This is a genomic window from Streptomyces sp. NPDC048211, from assembly GCF_043202315.1.
GTDB lineage: Bacteria > Actinomycetota > Actinomycetes > Streptomycetales > Streptomycetaceae > Streptomyces.
Window position 1 is genome coordinate 738,615 of the sequence record NZ_JBIDAD010000004.1, and the last position, 24,766, is coordinate 763,380.

Consider the following 24,766-nt stretch of genomic DNA (forward strand, 5'->3'; position numbering starts at 1 on the left):
GTGATCGCCCTTTCCCTCGCCGAGATCGCCGAAATCGTCGGCGGGCAGTCGTACGACATACCGGATCCGGCAGTAACCGTCAGCGGGCCCGTCGTCATCGACTCCCGGGAGGTGAAGCAAGGCAGCCTCTTCGCCGCTTTCGCCGGCGAACGTGTCGACGGCCACGACTACGCGCAGCGCGCCGTCGAGGCCGGCGCGGCAGTCGTCCTGGCCGCCCGCCCCGTCGGCGTTCCCGCGATCGTCGTCGACGACGTGGTGGCGGCGCTCGGCGCGCTCGCCCGCACGGTCGTCGGACGTCTCGGCACCACCGTCGTCGCCCTCACCGGGTCCGCCGGCAAGACCTCCACCAAGGACCTGATCGCCCAGCTCCTGGAGCGCAAGGGACCCACGGTCTACCCGGCGGGCAACCTCAACAACGAGATCGGGCTGCCGCTCACGGCGCTGCGCGCCACCGAGGAGACCCAGCACCTGGTCCTCGAAATGGGTGCGCGCTACATCGGCGACATCTGTTACCTCACCGGACTCGTCCCGCCGCGCATCGGCCTCGTCCTCAACGTCGGCAGCGCCCACATCGGCGAGTTCGGCGGCAAGGAACAGATCGCCCAGGCCAAGGGCGAGATGGTCGAGTCGCTCCCCGAGGACGGTCTCGCCGTACTCAACGCCGACGACCCGCTCGTCCGTGCCATGACCTCCCGGACCAAGGCACGGGTTCTGCTCTTCGGCGAAGCCGCGGATGCGGACGTACGGGGCGAGAACGTCCGGCTCACCGCTGACGGCCGCCCCGCGTTCAGGCTCCACACACCCACCGGGTGCAGCGATGTGACCATGCGCCTGTACGGTGAGCACCACGTGTCGAACGCGCTCGCCGCGGCCGCCGTCGCCCATGAGCTGGGCCTGTCCGCAGACGAGATCGCCGTGGCGCTCTCCGAGGCGGGCACCCTCTCCCGCTGGCGCATGGAGGTCACCGAGCGTCCGGACGGCGTGACGTTCGTCAATGACGCCTACAACGCCAACCCCGAATCCATGAAGGCCGCGCTGCGCGCGCTGGCCGCCATGGGGAAGGGGCGTCGTACGTGGGCGGTGCTCGGCCAGATGGCCGAGCTCGGCGACGCCTCGCTCACCGAGCACGACGCGGTCGGACGGCTCGCCGTCCGGCTCAACGTCAGCAAGCTCGTCGCGGTCGGGGGCAGAGAAGCCTCCTGGCTGCAACTGGGCGCATACAACGAGGGTTCGTGGGGTGAGGAGTCGGTGCATGTGTCCGACGCACAGGCTGCCGTCGACCTGTTGCGCAGTGAACTGCGCCCGGGAGACGTCGTGCTGGTGAAGGCGTCCCGGTCGGTCGGCCTGGAGCAGGTCGTTACGGCACTGCTGGAGAACGCGACCGAGGGCGAGGTCGCCGGCCGATGAGGCAGATCCTCTTCGCGGGGGCCATAGGGCTCTTCCTGACCCTGGTCGGTACCCCGCTGCTGATCAAGCTGCTGGCCCGCAAGGGATACGGGCAGTTCATCCGGGACGACGGCCCGCGCAGCCACGGATCGAAGAAGGGCACGCCCACCATGGGCGGCATCGCCTTCATCCTGGCGACGATCATCGCGTACGTCCTGGCCAAGGTGATCACCGGCGAGGAGATGCGCTTCTCCGGTGTGCTGGTCCTCTTCCTGATGGCCGGCATGGGGCTCGTCGGCTTCCTCGACGACTACATCAAGATCGTCAAGCAGCGTTCACTGGGCCTGCGGGCCAAGGCCAAGATGGCCGGCCAGCTGATCGTCGGCATCGCCTTCGCGGTGCTCTCGCTCCAGTTCGCCGACGCCCGCGGGAACACCCCCGCCTCCGACAAGCTCTCGTTCGTCGAGGACTTCGGCTGGTCGATCGGCCCGGTGCTCTTCGTGCTCTGGGCGCTCTTCATGATTCTCGCCATGTCCAACGGCGTGAACCTGACGGACGGTCTGGACGGCCTGGCCACCGGCGCGTCGGTGATGGTCTTCGGCGCGTACACCTTCATCGGGCTCTGGCAGTTCCAGGAGTCCTGCGCCAACGCGGCCACCCTCACCAACCCGAGCGCCTGCTTCGAGGTACGGGATCCGCTCGACCTCGCGGTCGTGGCGTCCGCACTCATGGGTTCCTGCTTCGGCTTCCTGTGGTGGAACACCTCGCCCGCCAAGATCTTCATGGGTGACACCGGTTCGCTGGCCCTCGGCGGCGCGCTCGCCGGTCTGGCGATCTGCTCCCGCACCGAGTTCCTGATGGCGGTGCTCGGCGGCCTGTTCGTGATGATCACGATGTCCGTCGTCATCCAGGTCGGCTCGTTCAAGATGACCGGCAAGCGCGTCTTCCGGATGGCACCGCTGCAGCACCACTTCGAACTCAAGGGGTGGTCCGAAGTCCTTGTCGTGGTCCGCTTCTGGATCATCCAGGGCATGTGCGTGATCGTCGGCCTCGGCCTCTTCTACGCAGGATGGGCAGCCAAGAAGTGAGCAACGTGGACTGGCAGGGCAAGCACGTCACGGTTGCCGGGCTCGGGGTCTCCGGGATTCCGGCGGCCCGGGTGCTGCACGGCCTCGGCGCCGTCGTCACCGTGGTCAACGACGGTGACGACGAGCGCTCCCGCGGCCAGGCCGCGGAACTGGAGGCGCAGGGCATCACCGTGCGCCTCGGCGACGGGGCCACCCTGCCGAAGTCCACCGAGCTCATCGTCACCACCCCCGGCTGGAAGCCCGACAAGCCGCTCTTCACCGCGGCCGCCGAGGCGGGCGTCCCCATCTGGGGGGACGTCGAACTCGCCTGGCGGCTGCGCGGCCGGGACGGCCGGAAGCCGGCCCCCTGGCTCGCCGTCACCGGAACCAACGGCAAGACCACGACCGTACGGATGCTCGCCTCGATCCTGGAGGCGGCGGGGCTGCGTACCGCCGCCGTCGGCAACATCGGGGTCTCGCTCCTGGACGCGGTCCTCGGCGAGGAGACGTATGACGTCCTGGCCGTCGAGCTCTCCAGCTACCAGCTCCACTGGTCGCCCTCGCTGCGCGCCCACTCCGCCGCCGTGCTCAACCTGGCCCCCGACCACCTCGACTGGCACGGCTCCATGGAGGCGTACGTCGCCGACAAGGGCCGGATCTACGAGGGCAACACCGTCGCCTGTGTCTACAACGTGGCGGACCCCGCCACCGAGGAACTGGTGCGCGGGGCGGACGTCGAGGAGGGGTGCCGGGCGATCGGCTTCACCCTCGGCACTCCCGGGCCCTCCCAGCTGGGGGTCGTCGACGGCATCCTCGTCGACCGCGCCTTCGTGACGAACCGGCAGAAGCAGGCGCAGGAGCTCGCCGAGGTCGCGGACGTCAACCCGCCCGCCCCGCACAACATCGCCAACGCGCTGGCCGCCGCGGCACTGGCCCGGGCCTACGGCGTGGAGCCCGCCGCCGTGCGCGACGGGCTGCGGTCCTTCCGCCCCGACCCGCACCGCATCGAGCACGTCGCGGACGTCGCCGGGGTCACGTACATCGACGACTCCAAGGCCACCAACACCCACGCCGCCGAAGCCTCCCTGGCGTCTTACGACCCGATCGTCTGGATCGCCGGAGGGCTCGCCAAGGGCGCCACGTTCGACGAGCTGGTGACGGGGTGCGCGAAGCGTCTGCGGGGCGTCGTGCTGATGGGCGCGGACCGGGCCCTGATCCGCGAAGCCCTGGCGCGACACGCGCCCGAGGTCCCGGTGACCGACCTCGACCGGACCGACACTGGGGCGATGTCCGAGGCGGTCCGCGAGGCGGCACGGCTCGCCCGGCCGGGAGACACCGTACTGATGGCCCCGGCCTGCGCCTCGATGGACATGTTCGTCAATTACAACAAGCGGGGCGAGGCCTTCGCGGACGCCGTCCGCGCACTCGCCGCCGAGAACGCCTGACGGGCCAGGCCGCCGCGCCGTACGGTCCCGGAGCACCCGGGTACGTACAAGCCGTGCCGGGGCCCGGGCCGCGGCGCCGAAGCCCCGGGCACGAGCAGTGGAGGGGACAGGGACCATGCCGGCCGAAGAGAGCTCTGCCGCACGCGGCAGGGACCGCTCACGGGCGACCTCGGCGATCAGCCGGGCGCTCGGTCCGCCCCTCCTTCCGGCCGGGGGCGCACCGCTCCCCGCCGGACTCGCCCTGCGCGTCCGCCCCGCCGCCGGCCCCCGGCGGCCCCCGGCGGCGCGCTCCAGGACCTCCGGCAGCCCCCGTTCCCCCCGGGGCGGGGGAGCGCGGCGGCTGTACGAACAGGCGCGCCGGGCCTGGGACCGCCCTCTGACCGCTTACTACCTGATCCTGGGGGCCGGGCTGCTCATCACCGTGCTCGGCCTGGTGATGGTCTACTCCGCCTCGATGATCAAGGCGCTGGAGCTCGGCAAGCCGGGCACGTACTTCTTCCGCAAGCAGTTCCTCGCCGCCGTCATCGGGGCCGGGCTGATGGCGGCCGCGGCCCGGATGCCCGTCAAACTGCACCGCGCCCTGGCCTACCCCCTGCTGATGGGCGCCGTCTTCCTGATGGTGCTGGTCCAGGTGCCGGGGATAGGGATGTCCGTCAACGGCAACCGGAACTGGCTCTACCTGGGCGGCCCCTTCCAGCTCCAGCCCAGTGAGTTCGGCAAGCTGGCCCTCGTCCTGTGGGGCGCCGACCTGCTCGCCCGCAAGCAGGACAAACGGCTGCTGAACCAGTGGAAGCACATGCTCGTGCCACTGGTCCCGGTCGCCTTCATGCTGCTCGGGCTGATCATGCTCGGCGGTGACATGGGCACTGCGATCATTCTCACTGCCATCCTGTTCGGACTGCTCTGGCTGGCCGGGGCGCCCACCCGGCTGTTCGCCGGAGTGCTCGGCTCCGCCGGCCTGATCGCCTTTCTGCTGATCAAGACCAGTCCCAACCGGATGTCCCGGCTCGACTGCATGGGGGCCAGCGAACCCGGCCCCGGCGGCTCGTGCTGGCAGGCGGTGCACGGCATCTACGCTCTGGCGTCCGGCGGATGGTTCGGATCGGGGCTCGGTGCAAGTGTGGAAAAATGGGGCCAACTGCCCGAACCGCACACCGACTTCATCTTCGCCATCACCGGGGAGGAACTGGGGTTGGCGGGGACACTGTCGGTACTCGCCCTCTTCGCGGCTCTAGGCTATGCGGGTATCCGCGTGGCCGGACGCACGGAGGACCCCTTCGTGAGGTACGCAGCGGGAGGTGTGACCACCTGGATCACGGCGCAGGCCGTGATCAACATCGGTGCGGTGCTCGGCCTGCTGCCGATCGCCGGTGTCCCGCTCCCGCTGTTCTCCTACGGGGGGTCGGCCCTGCTGCCGACCATGTTCGCTGTCGGGCTGCTGATCGCGTTCGCGCGAGCGGATCCCGCAGCGAAGGCGGCCCTGGCCATGCGGAGGCCCGGGGTGAGATGGAAGACGATGAGACGGCGCGTCAAGAAGCGTCCGTCCGGAGAGCGGTGAATTTCGGTGCATGTCGTACTCGCCGGTGGGGGGACCGCCGGCCACATCGAGCCCGCGCTTGCCCTCGCCGACGCACTGCGGAGGCAGGACCCGAGCGTGGGAATCACCGCTCTCGGCACGGAGCGCGGACTCGAGACCAGGCTCGTACCCGAGCGGGGGTACGAACTCGCCCTGATCCCGGCCGTACCGCTGCCGCGCAAGCCCACCCCTGAACTCATCACTGTCCCGGGCCGGCTGCGCGGCACGATCAAGGCCGCCGAGCAGATCCTGGAGCGCACCAAGGCGGACTGCGTGGTCGGCTTCGGCGGCTACGTGGCGCTGCCCGGCTACCTCGCGGCCAAGCGCGCCGGAGTACCGATCGTGGTCCACGAGGCCAACGCCCGGCCGGGCCTGGCCAACAAGATCGGTTCGCGGTACGCGCACGGCGTCGCCGTCTCCACCCCCGACAGCAAGCTGCGCGGTGCCCGCTACATCGGCATCCCGCTGCGCCGCACCATCGCCACCCTGGACCGGGCCCGGGTCCGCCCCGAGGCGCGTGCCGCCTTCGGGCTCGACCCCAACCTGCCGACGCTGCTGGTCTCCGGCGGCTCGCAGGGCGCCCGCCACCTCAACGAGGTGGTCCAGCGGGTCGCGCCGCTGCTCCAGCGCTCCGGGATCCAGATCCTGCACGTGGTCGGCCCGAAGAACGAAATGCCGCGCGTCGACAACATGCCCGGGATGCCGCCCTACATCCCGGTACCGTACGTGGACCGGATGGACCTCGCGTACGCCGCGGCCGACATGATGCTCTGCCGCGCGGGCGCGATGACCGTCGCCGAACTCTCCGCCGTCGGGCTGCCCGCCGCCTACGTCCCGTTGCCGATCGGCAACGGCGAACAGCGGCTCAACGCCCAGCCGGTGGTCAACGCCGGCGGCGGACTTTTGGTGGACGACGCGGCGCTCACCCCCGAGTGGGTGCAGGGCAACGTCCTGCCGGTGCTGTCGGATCCGCACCGGCTGTACGAAATGTCCCGCGCCGCCGCCGAGTTCGGCCGCCGGGACGCCGACGATCTGCTGGTCGGCATGGTGTACGAGGCGATCGCCGCACGCCGCGGCGCGTGAGGCGGACGGGTCCGGGGGCGGCGCCCCCGGACCCGGCATAAGGAGCGAGCGTGGCCGGACCGACGACCGCCGAGCGCGGTGCAGGGCAGCAGAAGGACACCCGGGACCGTCCGCCGCGCGCGCCCGCGCAGGGGCGCCGGATGTCCCGGCGCACGCTGGTGATCGTGATCGCCGCGGCCGTGCTGCTGCTCGGCTCAGGCGCCGTCTGGGTGCTCTACGGCTCCTCCTGGCTCCGCGCCGAAGAGGTCCGGATCACCGGTGTCGACGTGCTGACACCGGCCGAGGTGGAGGCCGCGGCGTCGGTGCCGATGGGTGCCCCGCTGATCTCCGTCGACACGGATGCCGTCGCCGAGCGGTTGCGCCAGAAGTTGCCTCGTATCGACTCGGTGGATGTCGTACGGTCATGGCCGCACGACATCGGACTTAAGGTGACCGAACGACAGCCGGTCCTGTTGGTGAAAAAGGGCGCGAAGTTCATCGAAGTGGACGCCGAAGGCGTGCGCTTCGCCACGGTGGACAAGGCTCCCGGGCGCGTGCCTCTGCTGGAACTGACCCCTGGTCAGTCCGCGAGCCTGCGCCGATTCGGCAGTGACCGGCTGGTGCGGGAAGCAGTCCGGGTCGCGGGCGATCTTCCGGAGAAGGTCTCCAGGGAAACGCAGGTCGTGCGGGTTGTCTCGTACGATTCGGTCTCCCTGGGGCTCACCGGGGACCGCACGGTGATCTGGGGGAGCAGCGAAGAGGGTGTGGTGAAGGCGAAAGTCCTCACCGCTCTCATGAAAGCCGCTCCCAAAGCGGGACACTTCGACGTGAGTGCACCCACCGCTCCGGCGGTGTCGGGTAGTTGACGCACATTTGGCCTGGCCAGCACCCTGGTTGGTCAGCGCTACGGGTGATCACATAGGGTGAAAAGAAAAACGGGAGGTTCGGCGTGTTCGTTGAACGTGCGCCACTTGTCGACTTAGTGTCCTGTTCGGAAGAGTCCATGAAGCAGACACACTGGTAACCCTAAACTTCAACGTTAGGGTTTGGGTCGGCGTTCGGACCGTCCCAATCGGCATCCGTCGTCGCGGCGGGACTACCGCCACGCGACGACACGTAACTCGAGGCGAGAGGCCTTCGACGTGGCAGCACCGCAGAACTACCTCGCAGTCATCAAGGTCATCGGTGTCGGCGGCGGTGGTGTCAATGCCATCAACCGAATGATCGAGGTCGGTCTCAAGGGCGTCGAGTTCATCGCGATCAACACGGATGCGCAAGCCCTGTTGATGAGCGACGCCGACGTCAAGCTCGACGTCGGCCGTGAACTCACCCGCGGCCTCGGCGCCGGGGCGAACCCGGCCGTCGGTCGTAAGGCGGCAGAGGACCACCGTGAGGAGATCGAGGAGGTCCTCAAGGGGGCCGACATGGTCTTCGTCACCGCAGGAGAAGGCGGCGGCACCGGCACCGGTGGCGCACCCGTCGTCGCCAACATCGCGCGCTCGCTCGGCGCCCTGACGATCGGCGTGGTCACCCGCCCGTTCACGTTCGAGGGCCGGCGTCGCGCGAACCAGGCGGAGGACGGCATCGCCGAACTCCGCGAAGAGGTCGACACCCTCATCGTCATTCCCAACGACCGACTGCTGTCCATCTCGGACCGCCAGGTCAGCGTGCTCGACGCGTTCAAGTCGGCCGACCAGGTGCTGCTTTCGGGCGTCCAGGGCATCACCGACCTCATCACCACCCCGGGTCTGATCAACCTCGACTTCGCCGACGTCAAGTCGGTCATGTCCGAGGCCGGATCGGCACTCATGGGCATCGGCTCGGCCCGCGGCGACGACCGCGCGGTGGCCGCGGCGGAGATGGCGATCTCCTCGCCGCTCCTGGAGGCGTCCATCGACGGCGCCCGCGGTGTCCTGCTCTCCATCTCCGGCGGCAGCGACCTCGGTCTCTTCGAGATCAACGAGGCCGCGCAGCTGGTGAGCGAGGCGGCGCACCCCGAGGCCAACATCATCTTCGGTGCGGTCATCGATGACGCGCTGGGTGACGAGGTGCGGGTCACCGTGATCGCGGCGGGCTTCGACGGCGGACAGCCGCCCGCCCGACGGGAGAACGTCCTGGGCGCGAGCTCGGCCAAGCGCGAGGAGCCGGCGCCGCCGGTCCGGGCCGCCGAGCCCGTGCGCCAGAGCGGACTGGGTTCCGTGCCTCCGCGCGAGGAGCCCCCGGTCCAGGCCGAGCCGGTTCCGGCGGCCCATGAGAGCCACCTGCCGCCGGTCGCGCCGCCGCACGTCCCGCCGGCCCGTCCCTACCAGGACTCCCAGGCCGAAGAGCTGGACGTTCCGGACTTCTTGAAGTGATAGGACCGCACCACTCGGTGAACCACGAGGATTCTGTTTCTTCGGACGGCGGCGCTCACTTCTCCTTCACCGACAGGTGGGGCGGGGTGAGCGCCGCTCCGTACGCGGAGCTCAACCTCGGCGGCGCGGTCGGTGACGACCCCGCCGCCGTGCTCGCCAACCGGGAGCGGGCGGCGCGGGCCCGCGGACTCGATCCGGCGCGGGTCGTCTGGATGAACCAGGTGCACGGGCGGGAGGTCGCCGTGGTCGACGGGCCCTGGGGCGAGGCCCGCGGGATTCCCGCCGTGGACGCGCTGGTGACCGTGCGCCGCGGACTCCCGCTCGCCGTCCTCACCGCGGACTGCACCCCCGTACTGCTCGCCGACCCGGTCGCCGGGATCGTCGCAGCAGCACACGCGGGCCGTCCCGGACTGGTCGCCGGAGTCGTCCCCGCCGCCGTCGGCGCGATGGTCGAACTCGGCGCGGATCCCTCCCGGATCACCGCCCGCACCGGCCCGGCCGTCTGCGGCCGGTGCTACGAGGTGCCGGCCGGAATGCGCGACGAGGTCGCGGCGGTCGTACCCGCCTCGTGGTCCGAGACCAGCTGGGGCACCCCGGCGGTGGACGTCACCGCCGGAGTTCACGCGCAGCTGGCCGGCCTCGGGGTCACCGACCGGCAGATGTCGCCCGTCTGCACCCTCGAATCGGGCGATCACTTCTCGTACCGACGCGACCGCACCACCGGGCGGCTCGCCGGATATGTCTGGTTGGACTGATAGGGCATGACGGATCGTAAGACACAACTCACCGCAAACCTGGCACAGGTGGAGGAACGCATTGCTTCCGCCTGCGCCGCCGCCGGTCGCAAAAGGGAAGAGGTGACCCTCATCGTGGTCACCAAGACCTACCCCGCGAGCGATGTGCGGATCCTGCATGAACTCGGTGTGCGTCATGTCGCAGAGAATCGTGACCAGGATGCGGCTCCGAAAGCCACCGAATGTGCGGATCTGTCCCTCGCGTGGCATTTTGTCGGTCAATTGCAGACGAACAAGGTCCGTTCCGTGGCAAGTTATGCCGATGTCGTGCAGTCGGTGGACCGTACGAAGCTGGTGACCGCCCTCTCGGCCGCGGCCGTCCGCGGCGGACGCGAACTCGGGTGCCTGCTCCAGGTCGCGCTCGACGCGGAGAGCGGTGAGCGCGGTGAGCGCGGCGGCGTCGCACCCGACGGGATCGAGGAGTTGGCCGACGCGGTCGCGTCCGCGCCCGGGCTGCGGCTGGAAGGTCTGATGACCGTCGCGCCGCTGGCCGGCCCGTTCGCCGGCCGGCAACGTGCCGCGTTCGACCGGCTGATGGAATTCTCATCCCGGCTGCGCGGGAACCATCCGGCTGCGAACATGGTCTCTGCAGGGATGAGTGCGGACCTCGAGGACGCGGTTGCGGCCGGAGCGACACATGTGCGCGTCGGTACTGCGGTACTCGGTGTCCGACCCGGGCTCGGGTAACGTCGCCAAGCAAGTCGGACCACAGCAGAAAATATGGTCATTACCGCCTATGGCGGGCAGGCCACAGTGGATCGCGGGCACTTGGTGACAGATGCCGATCCACCACAGAGCGGAGGACTCAGAGCATGGCCGGCGCGATGCGCAAGATGGCGGTCTACCTCGGCCTCGTGGAGGACGATGGGTACGACGGTCCGGGGTTCGACCCCGACGACGAATTCGAACCCGAGCCGGAGCCCGAGCGCGACCGGCGCCGGCATCAGCCCGCGCATCAGGTGGAGCGGGAGCGGGACGAACCGGTACGAGTGGTGCAGCCTCCGGCTCAGCGCGAGCCGGTTCAGATTCCGGCGGAGCGAGAGCGACCCGCCCGGATCGCCCCCGTGGCATCCATCACACCTGAACGCCCGAACATGGAGAAGAACGCACCGGTGATCATGCCCAAGGTCGTGTCCGAGCGGGAGCCGTACCGCATCACCACGTTGCACCCCAGGACCTACAACGAGGCCCGTACCATCGGGGAACACTTCCGTGAGGGCACTCCGGTGATCATGAATCTCACGGAGATGGACGATACGGACGCGAAGCGACTTGTCGACTTTGCCGCGGGACTCGTCTTCGGTCTCCATGGCAGCATTGAACGAGTGACGCAGAAGGTGTTCCTGTTGTCGCCTGCTAACGTCGATGTCACGGCGGAGGACAAGGCCCGCATCGCAGAGGGCGGATTCTTCAACCAGAGCTGAGAACACGACACCGGGAACGACCCGGCCGCGAGGCCGGAGCTACGAGAGCCAGGGGAGAGGGAAGCGCGAGGATGGGCGTCGCACAAAGTGTTGTCTACATCGCGTTGATGTGTTTCCTCATCGTGCTGATTTTCCGGCTGGTCATGGACTACGTCTTCCAGTTCGCACGTTCATGGCAGCCGGGCAAGCCGATGGTGGTCGTCCTTGAGGCCACTTACACGGTCACCGATCCACCGCTGAAGCTCCTGCGGCGGTTCATCCCGCCGCTGCGTCTCGGGGGCGTGGCACTCGACCTGTCCTTCTTCGTTCTGATGATCATCGTTTCCATCCTGATCAGCATCGTGACCAGGCTGTGAGCGATACGGTCCTGCCGACTGCCGACGACTACGTAGAGGTGAAGAAGAGATGCCGCTGACCCCCGAGGACGTGCGGAACAAGCAGTTCACGACGGTCCGCCTCCGAGAAGGCTATGACGAGGACGAGGTCGATGCCTTCCTCGACGAGGTCGAGTCCGAGCTGACCCGCCTGCTCCGTGAGAACGAGGACCTGCGCGCCAAGCTGGCCGCCGCCACGCGTGCCGCCGCGCAGAACCAGCAGCAGCAAGGTATGCGCAAGCCGGAGCCGCAGGACCGTCCCGGTGCACCGGTGCCCGCCGCCATATCTGGTCCGCCGGTCCAGCAGCAGCAGCCCCCGCAGATGGGTCCGCCCCAGCTGCCCGGTGGTGCTCCTCAGCTGCCGGCCGGTCCCAGCGGCCACGGCCCCCAGGGTCCGCACGGCCCCGGTCCGCAGGGCCCCCACGGCCCCGGCCCGATGCAGGGCGGTCCCATGGGTGGACCGATGGGTGGCCCCATGGGTGGCCACAACCCGCAGCAGCAGATGCAGCAGATGCAGCAGCAGCCGCCGCAGATGCAGCAGCAGGGCCCCGGTGGCGACAGCGCCGCCCGTGTCCTCTCCCTGGCGCAGCAGACCGCCGACCAGGCGATCGCGGAGGCCCGTTCCGAGGCCAACAAGATCGTCGGCGAGGCGCGCAGCCGTGCCGAGGGCCTGGAGCGCGACGCGCGTGCCAAGGCGGACGCGCTGGAGCGGGACGCGCAGGAGAAGCACCGCGTGGCGATGGGCTCGCTGGAGTCGGCCCGCGCGACGCTGGAGCGCAAGGTCGAGGACCTGCGTGGCTTCGAGCGCGAGTACCGGACCCGTCTGAAGTCCTACCTGGAGAGCCAGCTGCGTCAGCTGGAGACCCAGGCCGACGACTCGCTGGCTCCGCCGCGGACGCCGGCTGCCGCTTCCCTGCCGCCGTCGCCCTCGCTGGCTCCGGCCGGTGCGGGTGCCATGGGTCACACCATGGGCGGCAACCACGGCGGTCACGGCAACCAGCAGATGGGCGGCAACCCGTCCATGGGCGGTGGCCCCTCGTACGGCGGCCAGCAGCAGATGTCGCCGGCGATGACGCAGCCGATGGCACCGGTGCGGCCGCAGGCGCCGCAGCCGATGCAGCAGGCTCCTTCGCCGATGCGCGGGTTCCTGATCGACGAGGACGACAACTGAGCGGGTCGCGCTCGCTGAGCGCGTAGCCGTCGGCAGGCTGAGGGCCGGGCCCCGGGGTTTCCCCGGGGCCCGGCCCTTTGTCGTGCTCGGGTGCGATCGGGGCCGCGGAGCCGCTGTGCAGGGCTTGTCCTCTGCTCCCTTCCCGTGACCGGGCTCCGCCCCGGACCCCGCGCTTCATGCGCCGGCGAGACTGGAGGCCGGGGGCGGCCCCGGACGGGACCGGGGGAGGCCGGGGCTTCATGTCGCCGGATACGGGAAGGGCCCGGCCGGAACGTGTCCGGCCGGGCCCTCGTGCGGTGCCGGCTACCGCTCCGTCTTGCGGAGGCGGAAGGTCAGCGACAGGCCCTCGTCCTCGAAGGGCTCGCCGTACGTCGCGTCCGCCTCGCCCTCGGCGTAGTCCAGGGCCAGGACCTCGTCCGCGATGAGCGGCGTGTGCTCGGTCAGGGCCTCGGCCGTCGCGGGCGACGTGGACTTCCAGCGGACGGCGATGCGGTCCGCCACGTCCAGGCCGCTGTTCTTGCGCGCCTCCTGGATCAGCCGGATCGCGTCACGGGCCAGGCCCGCACGCCGCAGCTCCGGGGTGATCTCCAGGTCCAGGGCGACCGTGGCGCCCGAGTCCGAGGCGACCGACCAGCCCTCGCGCGGGGTCTCCGTGATGATGACCTCGTCGGGGGCCAGGGTGATCTGCTCCCCGTCGACCTCGACCGACGCCGTGCCCTCGCGCAGGGCCAGCGAGAGCGCCGCCGCGTCCGCGTTCGCGACGGCCTTCGCCACCGCCTGGACGCCCTTGCCGAACCGCTTGCCCAGGGCCCGGAAGTTCGCCTTCGCCGTCGTGTCGACCAGCGAGCCGCCGACCTCGGACAGGGAGGCCAGGGAGGAGACGTTCAGCTCCTCCGTGATCTGGGCGTGCAGCTCCGGGGAGAGGGTCTCGAAGCCCGAGGCCGCGACCAGGGCGCGGGACAGCGGCTGGCGGGTCTTGACGCCCGACTCGGCACGCGTGGCGCGTCCCAGCTCGACCAGGCGGCGTACCAGGGCCATCTGGGTGGACAGGCCCGGGTCGATCGCCGACAGGTCCGCCTTCGGCCAGGTGGAGAGGTGCACCGAGGCGGGGGCGTCCGGGGTGACCGGCGCGACGAGGTCCTGCCAGACCCGCTCGGTGATGAACGGGGTCAGCGGGGCCATCAGCCGGGTGACCGTCTCGACGACGTCGTGGAGGGTGCGCAGAGCAGCCTTGTCGCCCTGCCAGAAGCGTCGGCGGGAGCGGCGTACGTACCAGTTGGACAGGTCGTCGACGAACGCCGACAGCAGCTTGCCGGCGCGCTGGGTGTCGTACCCCTCCAGCGCCTGGGTGACCTGGTCAACCAGGGCGTTCAGCTCGCTGAGGAGCCAGCGGTCCAGGACCGTGCGGTCGGCCGGTGCCGGGTCGGCGGCCGAGGGCGCCCAGTCGGACGTCCGGGCGTACAGCGCCTGGAAGGCGACCGTGTTCCAGTACGTGAGGAGCGTCTTGCGGACGACCTCCTGGATCGTGCCGTGACCGACCCGCCGCGCCGCCCAGGGGGAGCCGCCTGCGGCCATGAACCAGCGGACGGCGTCGGCGCCGTGCTGGTCCATGAGCGGGATCGGCTGGAGGATGTTGCCCAGGTGCTTGGACATCTTCCGGCCGTCCTCGGCGAGGATGTGGCCCAGGCAGACCACGTTCTCGTACGACGACTTGTCGAAGACGAGCGTGCCGATCGCCATCAGCGTGTAGAACCACCCGCGCGTCTGGTCGATGGCCTCCGAGATGAACTGCGCCGGGTAGCGGCTCTCGAAGATCTCCTTGTTCTTGTACGGGTAGCCCCACTGCGCGAACGGCATCGAACCCGAGTCGTACCAGGCGTCGATGACCTCCGGGACGCGGTACGCCTCCAGTTGGCAGTTCTCGTGCGTGCAGGTGAACGTGATCTCGTCGATGAACGGCCGGTGCGGGTCCAGGCCGGACAGGTCGGTGCCGGTGAGCTCGGTCAGCTCGGCGCGCGAGCCGACGCACGTGAGGTGGTCGTCCTCGCAGCGCCAGATCGGCAGCGGCGTGCCCCAGTAGCGGTTGCGGGACAGGGCCCAGTCGACGTTGTTGTTCAGCCAGTCGCCGAAGCGGCCGTTCTTGACCGACTCGGGGAACCAGTTGGTCTTCTCGTTCTCTTCGAGGAGCCGGTCCTTGACCGCGGTCGTGCGGATGTACCAGGACGGCTGTGCGTAGTAGAGCAGCGCGGTGTGGCAGCGCCAGCAGTGCGGGTAGCTGTGCTCGTACGGGACGTGGCGGAAGAGCAGCCCGCGGGCGGCCAGGTCCTCGGTGAGCGTCTCGTCGGCCTTCTTGAAGAAGACGCCGCCGACCAGTGGCACGTCCTGTTCGAAGGTGCCGTCGGGGCGGACCGGGTTGACCACCGGGAGGCCGTACGCCTTGCAGACCAGGAGGTCGTCGGCGCCGAAGGCGGGGGACTGGTGGACCAGACCCGTACCGTCCTCGGTCGTCACGTACTCGGCGTTCACGACGTAGTGCGCGGGCGCGGGGAAGTCCACCAGGGCGAACGGACGCTCGTACGTCCAGCGCTCCATCTCGCGCCCGGTGAAGGACTGACCGGTGAGCTCCCAGCCCTCGCCCAGCGCCTTCTCGACGAGCGGCCGGGCGACGACCAGCTTCTCCTCGCCGTTGGCCGCGACGACGTACTCGACCTCGGGGTGCGCGGCGACGGCCGTGTTGGAGACCAGGGTCCAGGGGGTCGTCGTCCAGACCAGGAGGGCCGCGTCGCCGGCCAGCGGGCCGGACGTCAGGGGGAAGCGGACGAAGACCGAGGGGTCCACGACCGTCTCGTAGCCCTGGGCCAGCTCGTGGTCGGAGAGGCCGGTGCCGCAGCGGGGGCACCACGGGGCGACGCGGTGGTCCTGGGTGAGCAGGCCCTTGTTGAAGATCTCCTTCAGCGACCACCACACGGACTCGACGTACTCGGGGTCCATCGTGCGGTACGCGTCGTCGAGGTCGACCCAGTAGCCCATCCGGGTCGTGAGCTCGGTGAACGCGTCGGTGTGCCGGGTGACGGACTCGCGGCACTTGGCGTTGAACTCGGCGATGCCGAACGCCTCGATGTCCTTCTTGCCGTTGAAGCCCAGCTCCTTCTCGACCGCGAGCTCGACCGGCAGCCCGTGACAGTCCCAGCCGGCCTTACGGCCGACGTGGTAGCCCTGCATGGTGCGGAAGCGCGGGAAGACGTCCTTGAAGACGCGGGCCTCGATGTGGTGGGCGCCGGGCATGCCGTTGGCGGTCGGCGGGCCCTCGTAGAAGACCCACTCGGGGCGGCCCTCGGACTGTTCGAGGCTCTGGCTGAAGACCTTGTTCTCGCGCCAGAAGTCGAGCACGGCGTGCTCCAGCGCGGGCAGGTCGACCTGGGCGGGTACCTGGCGGTACTGCGGGGATGTCATGTGCGGCTTCCTCCGGCGGACGTTTTCCACTTCCGTCGGAGGGACGAGAACCGGTGCCCGGATCCCGCGGTACCACCCTCCTTGGCCCCGGGCGTACGCCCGCGGCCCCCTCATTGGGGTGCGATGCCGGTTCTACTGGCCCTGGATCCGTGGGCGGGGCCCACTGTTCCGAGCTTTCTTCCGGCGGCTCCGGGGTGATCTTCGCGGCGCGCTCGCCCCCGGGCTTCCACCGTCCCCGGGTCGCTCTGGGCTGCGTACGGCGCTACTCGTCCCATCCATGCCTCTCGCTGAGGCCAGTGTACGGGCCCCCGGGTGCGGCGGCCGACCGGTTTTCCGTCAGCCCCGGCGTGACCCGAATGGCCAGACGTGCGCAACGGGTCCGGGAGCCCCTCCGGTGGGCGGCCGGAAGGCGGATTACCGGGCGGGGAGCTGGGCACAACGGTTTCAGGCGGGCGCCGATCCGGACTCGGGGAGGGACGATACGGCGGCGTGCCCCGTTGCCGCGGGCCTGGGGTCGACTTATCGTCCCAGCACGACTCGCGAGCAAGATCACAATGCGTGAAGGGGCCGCGGCCATGGTGGCGAAGAAGACCGCCGCAGAGAAGACGGCGTCAGCGAGATCCACGGGCGCGGCAGCCGGGGAGACGACAGGAGAGACAGGCCGGGAGAGCGCTCGGGACGCGCATCCGCGCGGCGCGACCCAGACCGGTCCGGAGCCGGAGCGGGCGGCCGGTACGAGCACGAAGAAGGCCGCCAAGAAGGCCGTCAAAAAGGCGGCCAAGAAGACGACGGCCAAGAAGACGACGAAGAAAGCCGCGGCGAAGAAGACCGTGGCGAAGAAGAGCGCGGCCGGGAAGACCACGGCCGAGAAGGCTTCGAAGAAGGCCGCAGACGCGGCCACGGGGGCGGCCGAGGCCGCCGAGCAGACGGGAGTCCACACGGTGGTAGCCAAGAAGAGCGCGGCCAGGACCCGGACGGCCGGCCGGAGCGCGGCACCCGTGCCCCCGGCGCGGGCTGCGGCGACGGCCCCGGGCGAGCTGGCCGTACGGCCGGGAGAAGACCCCTGGACGCCGGAGGAGGTCTCGGCCGCCCGCACCGAGCTGACCGGCGAGATCACCCGGCTGCGCAACGAGCTGGAGGCCTCGGGCCTGGCCCTGGCCGGGCTGATGCGGGACTCCGGAGACGGGGCGGGTGACGACGAGGCGGACACCGGCACGAAGAACATCACCCGCGAGCACGAGATGTCGCTCGCCGCCAACGCCCAGGAGATGCTGGAGCAGACCGAGCGGGCACTGGCCCGGCTCGACGCGGGCACGTACGGGCTCTGCGAGATCTGCGGCAATCCGATCGGCAAGGCGCGGATGCAGGCGTTCCCCCGGGCCACCCTCTGCGTCGAGGACAAACAGAAGCAGGAGCGACGCGGCTGATCCCCACCGGTGTGTCGTACCCTCGTCCCCAGAGGCTGTCGGGTGATCTGCGATCGGGCGGCCGAGCCCGGCACGCACGTCTCCCGCGTCGCCGAAATGGCCTGGTAGCTCCGCTACGGGGCCGTTTCGGCGCTCCGGAGCCGTGTGCACCGGACCGGGTCCGCCTTCCGGCCGCAGATCACCCGACAGCCTCTCCGTCGGAACTAGGTTGAGGGACTCACGTGGCAGAGGCGGAGCGCATCATCGGTACGCCGGACATCCCCGAGGCTGAGGGACACGAAGGAGCCGAGCCGGAGCAGGCCGGCGCGAGCGGGTCCCCGGACGCCGTCGAGCCGGACGGGCAGGACGCCGGTCCGGCGGCCGAGGACGGGTCGACCACGGTCGACCGCTCGCCCGCCACCCGCCGGCGCCGCATCGTCCTGCTCTTCTGCGTCGCCGTCCTCGCCTACCTGCTCGACCTGGGCAGCAAGATGCTCGTGGTGGCGAAGCTGGAGCACCAGGAGCCGATCGAGATCTTCGGCGACTGGCTCAGGCTCGACGCGATCCGCAACGCGGGCGCCGCGTTCGGTCTCGGTGAGGCCTTCACGATCATCTTCACCATCATCGCCGCGACCGTCATCGTGGTGATCGCGCGGCTCGCGCGCAAGCTCTACAGCCTGCCGTGGGCCATCGCGCTCGGCCTCCTGCTCGGCGGGGCGCTCGGCAACCTCACCGACCGCATCTTCCGCGCGCCCGGCGTCTTCGAGGGGGCCGTGGTGGACTTCATCGCGCCCGCCCACTTCGCCGTCTTCAATCTGGCGGACTCCGCGATCGTCTGCGGAGGCATCCTGATCGTGCTTCTCTCCTTCAAGGGCCTGGACCCCGACGGCACCGTGCACAAGGACTAGGCCATGCAAGGCATACTCGACAGGTGAGTACGCAACCCGAGGTCCGCACCCTGCCCGTACCCGATGGCCTGGAAGGCGAGCGGGTCGACGCCGCCATTTCCCGCATGTTCGGCTTCTCCCGCACCAAGGCCGCAGAGCTGGCCGCCGCCGGGAAGGTACAGGTGGACGGTTCGGTGGTCGGGAAGTCCGAACGGGTGCGGGGCGGTGCCTGGCTGGAAGTGGAGATGCCGCAGGCGGCCGCTCCGGTGCAGATCGTCGCCGAGCCCGTCGAGGGCATGGAGATCGTCCACGACGACGACGACATCGTCGTGATCATGAAGCCGGTGGGCGTAGCCGCGCACCCGAGCCCCGGCTGGACCGGCACCACCGTCATCGGCGGTCTCGCCGCAGCCGGATACCGGATCTCGACCTCCGGCGCCGCCGAGCGTCAGGGCATCGTCCACCGGCTCGACGTCGGCACTTCCGGGCTGATGGTCGTCGCCAAGTCCGAGCGCGCCTACACCCTGCTGAAGGCCCAGTTCCGCGACCGGGTCGTCGAGAAGAAGTACCACGCGCTGGTCCAGGGCCACCCGGACCCGATGAGCGGCACCATCGACGCCCCCATCGGCCGCCACCCCACCCACGACTACAAGTGGGCCGTCGTCGCCGAGGGCAAGCCGTCGGTGACGCACTACGACCTGATCGAGGCGTACCGCGCCGCCAGCCTCCTGGACATCAAGCTGGAGACGGGCCGTACGCACCAGATCCGGGTGCACATGTCCGCCCACCGCCACCCCTGCGTCGGCGACCTGACCTACGGTGCCGACCCGACCATGGCCAAGCGGCTGGGGCTGACCCGGCAGTGGCTGCACGCGGTGCGGCTCGGCTTCGAGCACCCCGCGGACGGCAGCTGGGTGGAGTTCTCCAGCACCTACCCGGACGACCTCCAGCAGGCCCTCGACAGGATCGCGGCAGAGAGCGAATGACCTCCTTCACCACCCGCACGGTCACCGGCGAGCAGGACCGCGCCGCGTGCTTCCAGATCCGCAAGGACGTCTTCGTCGGCGAGCAGAACGTGCCCGAGGAGATCGAGTACGACGCCTACGACGCGGACGCGGTGCACGTCATCGCCGTCGCCTCGGACGGCACGCCGCTCGGCACCGGACGGCTGCTGCACGGCCCCGGCACGGAGGCGAAGACCGGCGGGGACCTCACGGTCGGATCGCTCGGCCGGCTCGCGGTGACCGGTGAGGCACGCGGCCTCGGGGTCGGCGCGGCACTGGTGCGCGCCATCGAGGCCGCCGCCCGCGAGCTCGGCCTGGCCGCCGTCGACCTGCACGCCCAGACGCATGCGCTCGGCTTCTACGAACGGCTCGGGTACGTGGCCTACGGCCCCGAGTTCCCGGACGCGGGCATTCCGCACCGGGCGATGCGCCGGACGGTCTGACACCCCCGGCGCACCCCCTGGCCCCGGAGTACCGGGGGTGCATGGCAGGCTGAGGGCCTTGGCCGTGCCGAGACCGGGCCCGGCCGGAGAGCTCCGGAAGGCACCTCGTGGACCAAGTGACACTGCTGCTCCTGCTGCTGCTGGGAGCCGTGGTCACCGTGCCGCTCGGCGAGCGGCTCGGCCTCCCCGCACCGGTTCTGATGACACTCGCGGGTGTCGTGATGGCCTTCCTCAGCTTCGTGCCGAACGTCGACATCCCGCCGGAGATCATTCTTCCCGCGCTGCTGCCTCCGCTGCTCTACGCCTCCGTGCAGCGCACCTCCTGGCGGCAGTTCGCCGCCAACAAGCGGCCGATCTTCCTGCTGGCCGTGGCGCTGGTCTTCCTGACGACGGCTGCCGTGGCCACGGTGGCCAACGCGATCGTTCCCGGTCTGCCCCTTGCCGCCGCCGTCGCGCTCGGCGCCCTCGTGGCACCGCCCGACCCGGTCGCGGCCACCGCCGTCGCGGGATCGGTCGGACTGCCCCGCCGGCTCGTCTCCATCCTGGAGGGCGAGGGCCTGTTCAACGACGTCACCGCGATCGTGCTCTACCACGTGGCCATCGCCGCGGCGGTGAGCGGTACGTTCTCGCTGCCCGAGGCGTTCGGACTGCTGTTCCTGTCCGCCGTCGTCGCCGTGGCGGTCGGCGTCGCGCTCGGCTGGCTCACCATCAAACTCATGGGCCTGCTCGGCGATGCCACCCTCCAGGTCGGACTGTCGCTGCTGGTGCCGTTCGTCAGTTACGTCCTCGCCGAGGAGCTGATGGGCTCCGGCGTGCTCGCCGTCCTGACCACCGCGCTCTTCCTCGCCGAGCACACCGCCGACGCCGACGACGTCCTCGGCCGGCTCACCGGCCGCACCTTCTGGGAGATCGTCGACACCCTCGTCACCGGTGTCGCCTTCGGACTGATCGGCCTGGAGCTGCACAACGTCTTCGGGACGGCCGACGGCCACCGGCTGGAGATGGCGGGCTGGGCCCTGGCCATCGTCGCCGTCGTCGTCGGCGTCCGGCTGCTCTATCTGCTCCCGGCGACCTGGCTGGCCAAACGGCTGCACACCCGCCGCGACGTCAGCGAGGACATCCCCACCGGCTGGCGGGAGACCGTGATCATGTGGTGGGCCGGGATGCGCGGCGTGGCCTCGGTGGCCCTCGCGCTCGCGATCCCGCTGGAGACGGACGACGGGAAGCCGTTCCCCGGCCGCGACGAGATCGTCTTCATCGCCTTCGCCGTGATCATGGTCACCCTGGTCTTCCAGGGCCTCACGCTCCCCTGGCTGGTGCGCAAACTGCGCGTCAAGGCGGACACCGACGCAGAGGAGGCGCTGGAGAAGGACCTCGCGATCCGCGCCGCCAAGGCGGCCAGGCAGCGGCTCAAGGAGATCCAGGAGGTCGAGGAGTTCCCCGAGGACCTCGTGGAACGCCTCCAGCGGCTGGCCTACGACGTGGGCGCGCGCATCAGCCCCGACATGGTCGACGACGAGCGGCGCGAGGCGTACGCCCAGCGCGCCGAGCGGTTCAAGGCGGTCAGCCGCGTCCAGCGCGAGATGATGTCGGCCGCCCGCCACGCGGTGCTCGCCGCGCGCAGCGAGGCCGGTGCGGATCCCGAGGTGGTCGACCGGGTCCTGCGGCAGCTGGACGTACGCAGCCTGCGCTGACCCCCACGGGGAACCGTCAGCCACGCCCCGTGCGCGGCGCCCTGCCCCAGCCCGCCGGCTTCTCGTCCGGACCGGCGCCGTTCACCGTCGGCCACACGTCACCGGGCGGCAGAGCCGCGGGGGCCGTGGCGATCCGCGGCAGCGCGTACGGATGGTGGTCGCGCAGCCAGCCGATCAGCTGCTCCCGGACCGCACAGCGCACCGTCCAGATGTCGTCCGCGTCCTTCGCGGTGACCACCGCCCGCACCTGGATGGTGGAGGGGGTGGTGTCGGTGACCGCCAGCGACCAGTCCCGGCCGTCCCATGCGGCGCACTCGCCCAGGATGTCCCGCAGCTGCTCGCGCATCGCGGAGACCGGCGCCGCGTGGTCGAGATGGAAGAAGACCGAACCGGTCATCTGGACCCCGCCGCGCGACCAGTTCTCGAAGGGCTTGCTGGTGAAGTAGGAGACCGGCATCGTGATCCGCCGCTCGTCCCAGGTCCGGACCGCGAGGAAGGTCAGGGTGATCTCCTCGATCGTGCCCCACTCGCCGTCCACGACCACCGTGTCGCCGATCCGCACCATGTCGCCGAAGGCGATCTGCAGTCCCGCGAAGAGATTGCCGAGTGTGGACTGGGCGGCGACACCCGCGACGATGCCGAGGACACCGGCCGAGGCCAGCATCGAGGTGCCGACCGTCTGCATGGCGGGGAACGTCAGCAGCATCGCGGCGACGGCCACGGTCGTCACGATCGCGATGACCACCCGCTGGATCAGCGTCACCTGAGTCCGGACCCGCCGCACCCGCGCCGGATCGCGGGTGTTCGCCGCGTAGCGCGCGTACACCGAGTCCACGATCGCGACGGCGATCCGCACCACCAGCCAGGCCGACGCGCCGATCAGCACCAGCGTCAGCACCTGCCCGATACCCGTCCGGTGGTCCCGGACCACGTCGAGCCGGGTGTGAGGGTACGTGGCCCGCAGCAGCGCCGCGCCCAGCGTCAGCTGGAACGGGATCCGGCAGCGCCGCAGCAGACCCCACAGCGGTGTCTCGTGGTGCCGGCCGTCGGCGCGTCTGAGCAGCAGGTCGAGGAGCCAGCCCGCCACCAGCGTGATCAGGGCCGTACCGCCCAGGACGATCAGCGGTCGCAGTACGTTCTCCATGCTGTCGCTCTCCATACCGTCGCTCTCCAGGCTCTCGACCGTAACTGGCACCATGGACCTCATGAACATCATGCTTTTCCACTCGACGTACGGCCTGCGCCCGGCGGTGCACGCGGCCGCCGACCGGCTGCGCGCCGCCGGGCATGAGGTGCACGTGCCCGATCTCTTCGGGGGACACACCTTCGAATCCGTCGAGGAAGGACTGGCCTTCAAGGAGGAGACGGGCAAGGAGGAGCTGCTCAAGCGGGCCGTGCTCGCCGCCGCGCCCTACTCCGACCGCGGGCTGGTCTACGTGGGCTTCTCGCTCGGCGCGTCCGTCGCCCAGACGCTGGCACTCGGGGACGCGAAGGCGCGCGGGCTGCTGCTCTTCCACGGCACGTCGGACATCGCCGAGAACGCGTCGGTGGACGACCTGCCCGTACAGCTGCACGTCGCCGACCCGGACCCGTTCGAGACGCACGACTGGCTGAACTCCTGGTATCTGCAGATGCAGCGGACCGGCGCCGATGTCGAGGTCTACCGGTACCCCGGCGCGGGGCACGTGTTCACCGACGCGGAACTGCCGGACTTCGACCAGGCGTCGGCCGAGCTGGCCTGGAAGGTCGCGATCGGCTTCCTCGCCACGCTGTGAGCACACGAGGGGCCCCGCGCCACGGAACGGCGCGGGGCCCCTCGGGCATGAGGGAACGGATCAGCCGCGGTACGCGGTCCAGCTGTCGCTCATCCGCTGCACCTGGCCCGCGGTGAACTGGTACATGCAGGAGTCGTACGTGTAGTCCATGAAGTTGTGGATCGGGTCGACGCCCGTCTTGTTGGTGCAGGTGTCGCGCCCGGTCGGGCACTCGAAGGCGGCGCTCTTCTCCGCGGGGGTGTCGGAGACGTAGTCGCCGTTGCCGCTGCAGCCGCCCTGGAACGTGTGGTAGAGCCCCATCCAGTGGCCGACCTCGTGCGTCGCGGTGTCGCCCTGGTCGTAGTTGGTGGCGGAGCCTCCCGGCAGTGAGGCGTCCAGGATCACCACGCCGTCCATGGACGGGCTGGAGCTGTAGGAGCTCGGGAACGTCGCCCAGCCGAGCAGCCCGCCGCCGAGGTTGGCGGTGTAGACGTTGAGCGCGTTCTTGCCGCCCTTGCGCAGAGCGGTCTTCATGGCCTTCTCGGCCGACGAGCCCGAGGAGAGGTTGTACCAGGAGGCGTTGTCCGTGTAGTCGGTGCCCGCCAGGGAGAACTGGAAGCCGGTGGGGGTGTTGCCGGTGCCCTGGCCGCTGTACGCCGCGTTCAGCACGCTCATCTGGCTGCTGATGTCACCTGCGGTGAGCTTGCCCGTGGTGCCGGAGTGGATGACGTGGAAGTACACGGGGACGGTCGCGCCGGCGGCGAGCGCGGAGCCGGTGACCCGGCGCTCGGCGACTCTCTTCTTCAGCTGCTTGTCGATGGCCGCGGCCTGGGCGGTGGTGAGCTCGTTGGGATCAGCGGCGTGCTGCGGGCCCGTGGGGCGGGACTGGCGGGCGGCGGCCGGGGCGTCGGCGCAGGCTTCGGCCGACGCGGCGGCCTTGCCGGAAACGGCGGTGGCGCCGGAGGAGACGGAGAGGGGTGCCAGGGCCAGGGTTCCGGCCAGGACGGCGGTGCCGATCGCACGGTGACGCATACGCGGTGATATACGAGCAAGAGTGCGCACAGGGACTCCTCGCGGATGTGTGGGGGAGGGATTTCCTCACCCGCCGCCGGGGAGATTACGTGGGCATGTCATATGTAAGGGAGAATCGATCCGGCCCAATCATTCAGGGTGCGAACCGGTGCAACGGGAAGAAAATCTTCTGCCCGCCGCGAAGTTTGAGACACGAACGTCATCTACCGGGGCGTGCTCATGGCCGGTGTGTCCGCATTGGATCCATGGAGGAAGCGGCCCGGCACGGCGTCGTCATCTGCCGTCAACACGTGCCGCGGTGGCCGGATTACGGCGGTCCGCGCACGGCGGACGCGGGCGGGGGGGGGGACGCCGTACACGGGGCCGGGGAGGGCGGGTTTTATTAGCCCCCCCCCAAAAGGGCGGGGGTTTTTTTAGAGGGGGGGGGAGCCCAGACCATA

The 24,766-nt window shown here is 70.1% G+C and carries 21 protein-coding genes; 18 read left to right on the forward strand and 3 right to left on the reverse strand.

Annotated elements, in window-relative coordinates; genetic code table 11:
- The 12 genes from murF (at position 1) to ACGFZA_RS19615 (ending at position 12,653) form a co-directional block, all read left to right on the forward strand.
- Positions 1 to 1,407, forward strand: coding sequence for a UDP-N-acetylmuramoyl-tripeptide--D-alanyl-D-alanine ligase (gene murF, locus ACGFZA_RS19560; protein WP_385279451.1), 1,407 nt, complete (start codon positions 1 to 3; stop codon positions 1,405 to 1,407).
- The gene (mraY, locus tag ACGFZA_RS19565) at positions 1,404 to 2,474 is read left to right on the forward strand and encodes a phospho-N-acetylmuramoyl-pentapeptide-transferase (RefSeq protein ID WP_385279454.1); all 1,071 of its coding nucleotides are present in this window, start codon (positions 1,404 to 1,406) and stop codon (positions 2,472 to 2,474) included. The genes murF and mraY overlap by 4 nt, the downstream gene beginning before the upstream one ends.
- A complete protein-coding gene (gene murD / locus ACGFZA_RS19570) occupies positions 2,471 to 3,898 on the forward strand; it encodes a UDP-N-acetylmuramoyl-L-alanine--D-glutamate ligase (protein ID WP_393680534.1) in 1,428 nt (475 codons plus the stop codon). The genes mraY and murD overlap by 4 nt, the downstream gene beginning before the upstream one ends.
- A gap of 115 nt (positions 3,899 to 4,013) precedes the next feature.
- On the forward strand, positions 4,014 to 5,456 hold the full coding sequence (ftsW, locus tag ACGFZA_RS19575) for a putative lipid II flippase FtsW (RefSeq protein WP_393680479.1): 1,443 nt from the start codon (positions 4,014 to 4,016) through the stop codon (positions 5,454 to 5,456).
- Positions 5,457 to 5,462: 6 nt separating this feature from the next.
- On the forward strand, positions 5,463 to 6,557 hold the full coding sequence (murG, locus tag ACGFZA_RS19580) for an undecaprenyldiphospho-muramoylpentapeptide beta-N-acetylglucosaminyltransferase (protein ID WP_148017738.1): 1,095 nt from the start codon (positions 5,463 to 5,465) through the stop codon (positions 6,555 to 6,557).
- A 50-nt stretch (positions 6,558 to 6,607) separates the two neighbouring features.
- Positions 6,608 to 7,402, forward strand: coding sequence for a cell division protein FtsQ/DivIB (locus ACGFZA_RS19585; RefSeq protein ID WP_385279459.1), 795 nt, complete (start codon positions 6,608 to 6,610; stop codon positions 7,400 to 7,402).
- Between the two features lie 276 nt (positions 7,403 to 7,678).
- The gene (gene ftsZ, locus ACGFZA_RS19590) at positions 7,679 to 8,890 is read left to right on the forward strand and encodes a cell division protein FtsZ (protein ID WP_385279462.1); all 1,212 of its coding nucleotides are present in this window, start codon (positions 7,679 to 7,681) and stop codon (positions 8,888 to 8,890) included.
- A 17-nt stretch (positions 8,891 to 8,907) separates the two neighbouring features.
- Complete coding sequence (pgeF, locus tag ACGFZA_RS19595; protein WP_385279464.1) at positions 8,908 to 9,645, forward strand: peptidoglycan editing factor PgeF; 738 nt, start codon at positions 8,908 to 8,910, stop codon at positions 9,643 to 9,645.
- A 6-nt stretch (positions 9,646 to 9,651) separates the two neighbouring features.
- Positions 9,652 to 10,371 (forward strand): YggS family pyridoxal phosphate-dependent enzyme, encoded by a 720-nt coding sequence (locus tag ACGFZA_RS19600; RefSeq protein ID WP_385279467.1) that lies wholly within the window; start codon positions 9,652 to 9,654, stop codon positions 10,369 to 10,371.
- Positions 10,372 to 10,496: 125 nt separating this feature from the next.
- Positions 10,497 to 11,108: a cell division protein SepF gene (locus tag ACGFZA_RS19605; RefSeq protein WP_136328319.1), complete on the forward strand. Its 612-nt coding sequence runs from the start codon at positions 10,497 to 10,499 to the stop codon at positions 11,106 to 11,108.
- A 71-nt stretch (positions 11,109 to 11,179) separates the two neighbouring features.
- On the forward strand, positions 11,180 to 11,464 hold the full coding sequence (locus tag ACGFZA_RS19610) for a YggT family protein (protein ID WP_136328318.1): 285 nt from the start codon (positions 11,180 to 11,182) through the stop codon (positions 11,462 to 11,464).
- Positions 11,465 to 11,513: 49 nt separating this feature from the next.
- The gene (locus ACGFZA_RS19615) at positions 11,514 to 12,653 is read left to right on the forward strand and encodes a DivIVA domain-containing protein (RefSeq protein ID WP_393680484.1); all 1,140 of its coding nucleotides are present in this window, start codon (positions 11,514 to 11,516) and stop codon (positions 12,651 to 12,653) included.
- A 303-nt stretch (positions 12,654 to 12,956) separates the two neighbouring features.
- Here the strand turns inward: ACGFZA_RS19615 and ileS are convergent, their stop codons facing one another.
- Positions 12,957 to 16,106: an isoleucine--tRNA ligase gene (gene ileS / locus ACGFZA_RS19620; protein WP_393680486.1), complete on the reverse strand. Its 3,150-nt coding sequence runs from the start codon at positions 16,104 to 16,106 to the stop codon at positions 12,957 to 12,959.
- Positions 16,107 to 16,936: 830 nt separating this feature from the next.
- On the opposite strand from ileS, the gene ACGFZA_RS19625 reads away from it, so the two are divergent.
- The 5 genes from ACGFZA_RS19625 (at position 16,937) to ACGFZA_RS19645 (ending at position 21,540) form a co-directional block, all read left to right on the forward strand.
- Positions 16,937 to 17,533 (forward strand): TraR/DksA family transcriptional regulator, encoded by a 597-nt coding sequence (locus ACGFZA_RS19625; protein WP_393680536.1) that lies wholly within the window; start codon positions 16,937 to 16,939, stop codon positions 17,531 to 17,533.
- Between the two features lie 221 nt (positions 17,534 to 17,754).
- Positions 17,755 to 18,420: a signal peptidase II gene (gene lspA, locus ACGFZA_RS19630; RefSeq protein ID WP_385279480.1), complete on the forward strand. Its 666-nt coding sequence runs from the start codon at positions 17,755 to 17,757 to the stop codon at positions 18,418 to 18,420.
- 23 nt (positions 18,421 to 18,443) lie between these two features.
- Positions 18,444 to 19,385, forward strand: a complete 942-nt coding sequence (locus ACGFZA_RS19635; RefSeq protein ID WP_393680489.1) for an RluA family pseudouridine synthase — start codon at positions 18,444 to 18,446, stop codon at positions 19,383 to 19,385.
- On the forward strand, positions 19,382 to 19,846 hold the full coding sequence (locus tag ACGFZA_RS19640) for a GNAT family N-acetyltransferase (protein WP_385279487.1): 465 nt from the start codon (positions 19,382 to 19,384) through the stop codon (positions 19,844 to 19,846). Before ACGFZA_RS19635 ends, ACGFZA_RS19640 begins: the two co-directional genes overlap by 4 nt.
- A gap of 107 nt (positions 19,847 to 19,953) precedes the next feature.
- Positions 19,954 to 21,540 carry a Na+/H+ antiporter gene (locus ACGFZA_RS19645; RefSeq protein WP_385279490.1) on the forward strand — a complete coding sequence of 529 codons (1,587 nt, stop codon included), beginning with the start codon at positions 19,954 to 19,956 and terminating at the stop codon, positions 21,538 to 21,540.
- Between the two features lie 16 nt (positions 21,541 to 21,556).
- Here ACGFZA_RS19645 and ACGFZA_RS19650 read toward each other — a convergent pair whose 3' ends face one another.
- Positions 21,557 to 22,684: a mechanosensitive ion channel family protein gene (locus tag ACGFZA_RS19650; protein WP_385279686.1), complete on the reverse strand. Its 1,128-nt coding sequence runs from the start codon at positions 22,682 to 22,684 to the stop codon at positions 21,557 to 21,559.
- A gap of 52 nt (positions 22,685 to 22,736) precedes the next feature.
- Here ACGFZA_RS19650 and ACGFZA_RS19655 point away from each other — a divergent pair, with 52 nt between their 5' ends.
- Complete coding sequence (locus ACGFZA_RS19655) at positions 22,737 to 23,315, forward strand: dienelactone hydrolase family protein (RefSeq protein WP_385279492.1); 579 nt, start codon at positions 22,737 to 22,739, stop codon at positions 23,313 to 23,315.
- Between the two features lie 60 nt (positions 23,316 to 23,375).
- Here ACGFZA_RS19655 and ACGFZA_RS19660 read toward each other — a convergent pair whose 3' ends face one another.
- Positions 23,376 to 24,326 (reverse strand): zinc metalloprotease, encoded by a 951-nt coding sequence (locus tag ACGFZA_RS19660; RefSeq protein WP_393680493.1) that lies wholly within the window; start codon positions 24,324 to 24,326, stop codon positions 23,376 to 23,378.
- Positions 24,327 to 24,766: the final 440 nt, after the last annotated feature.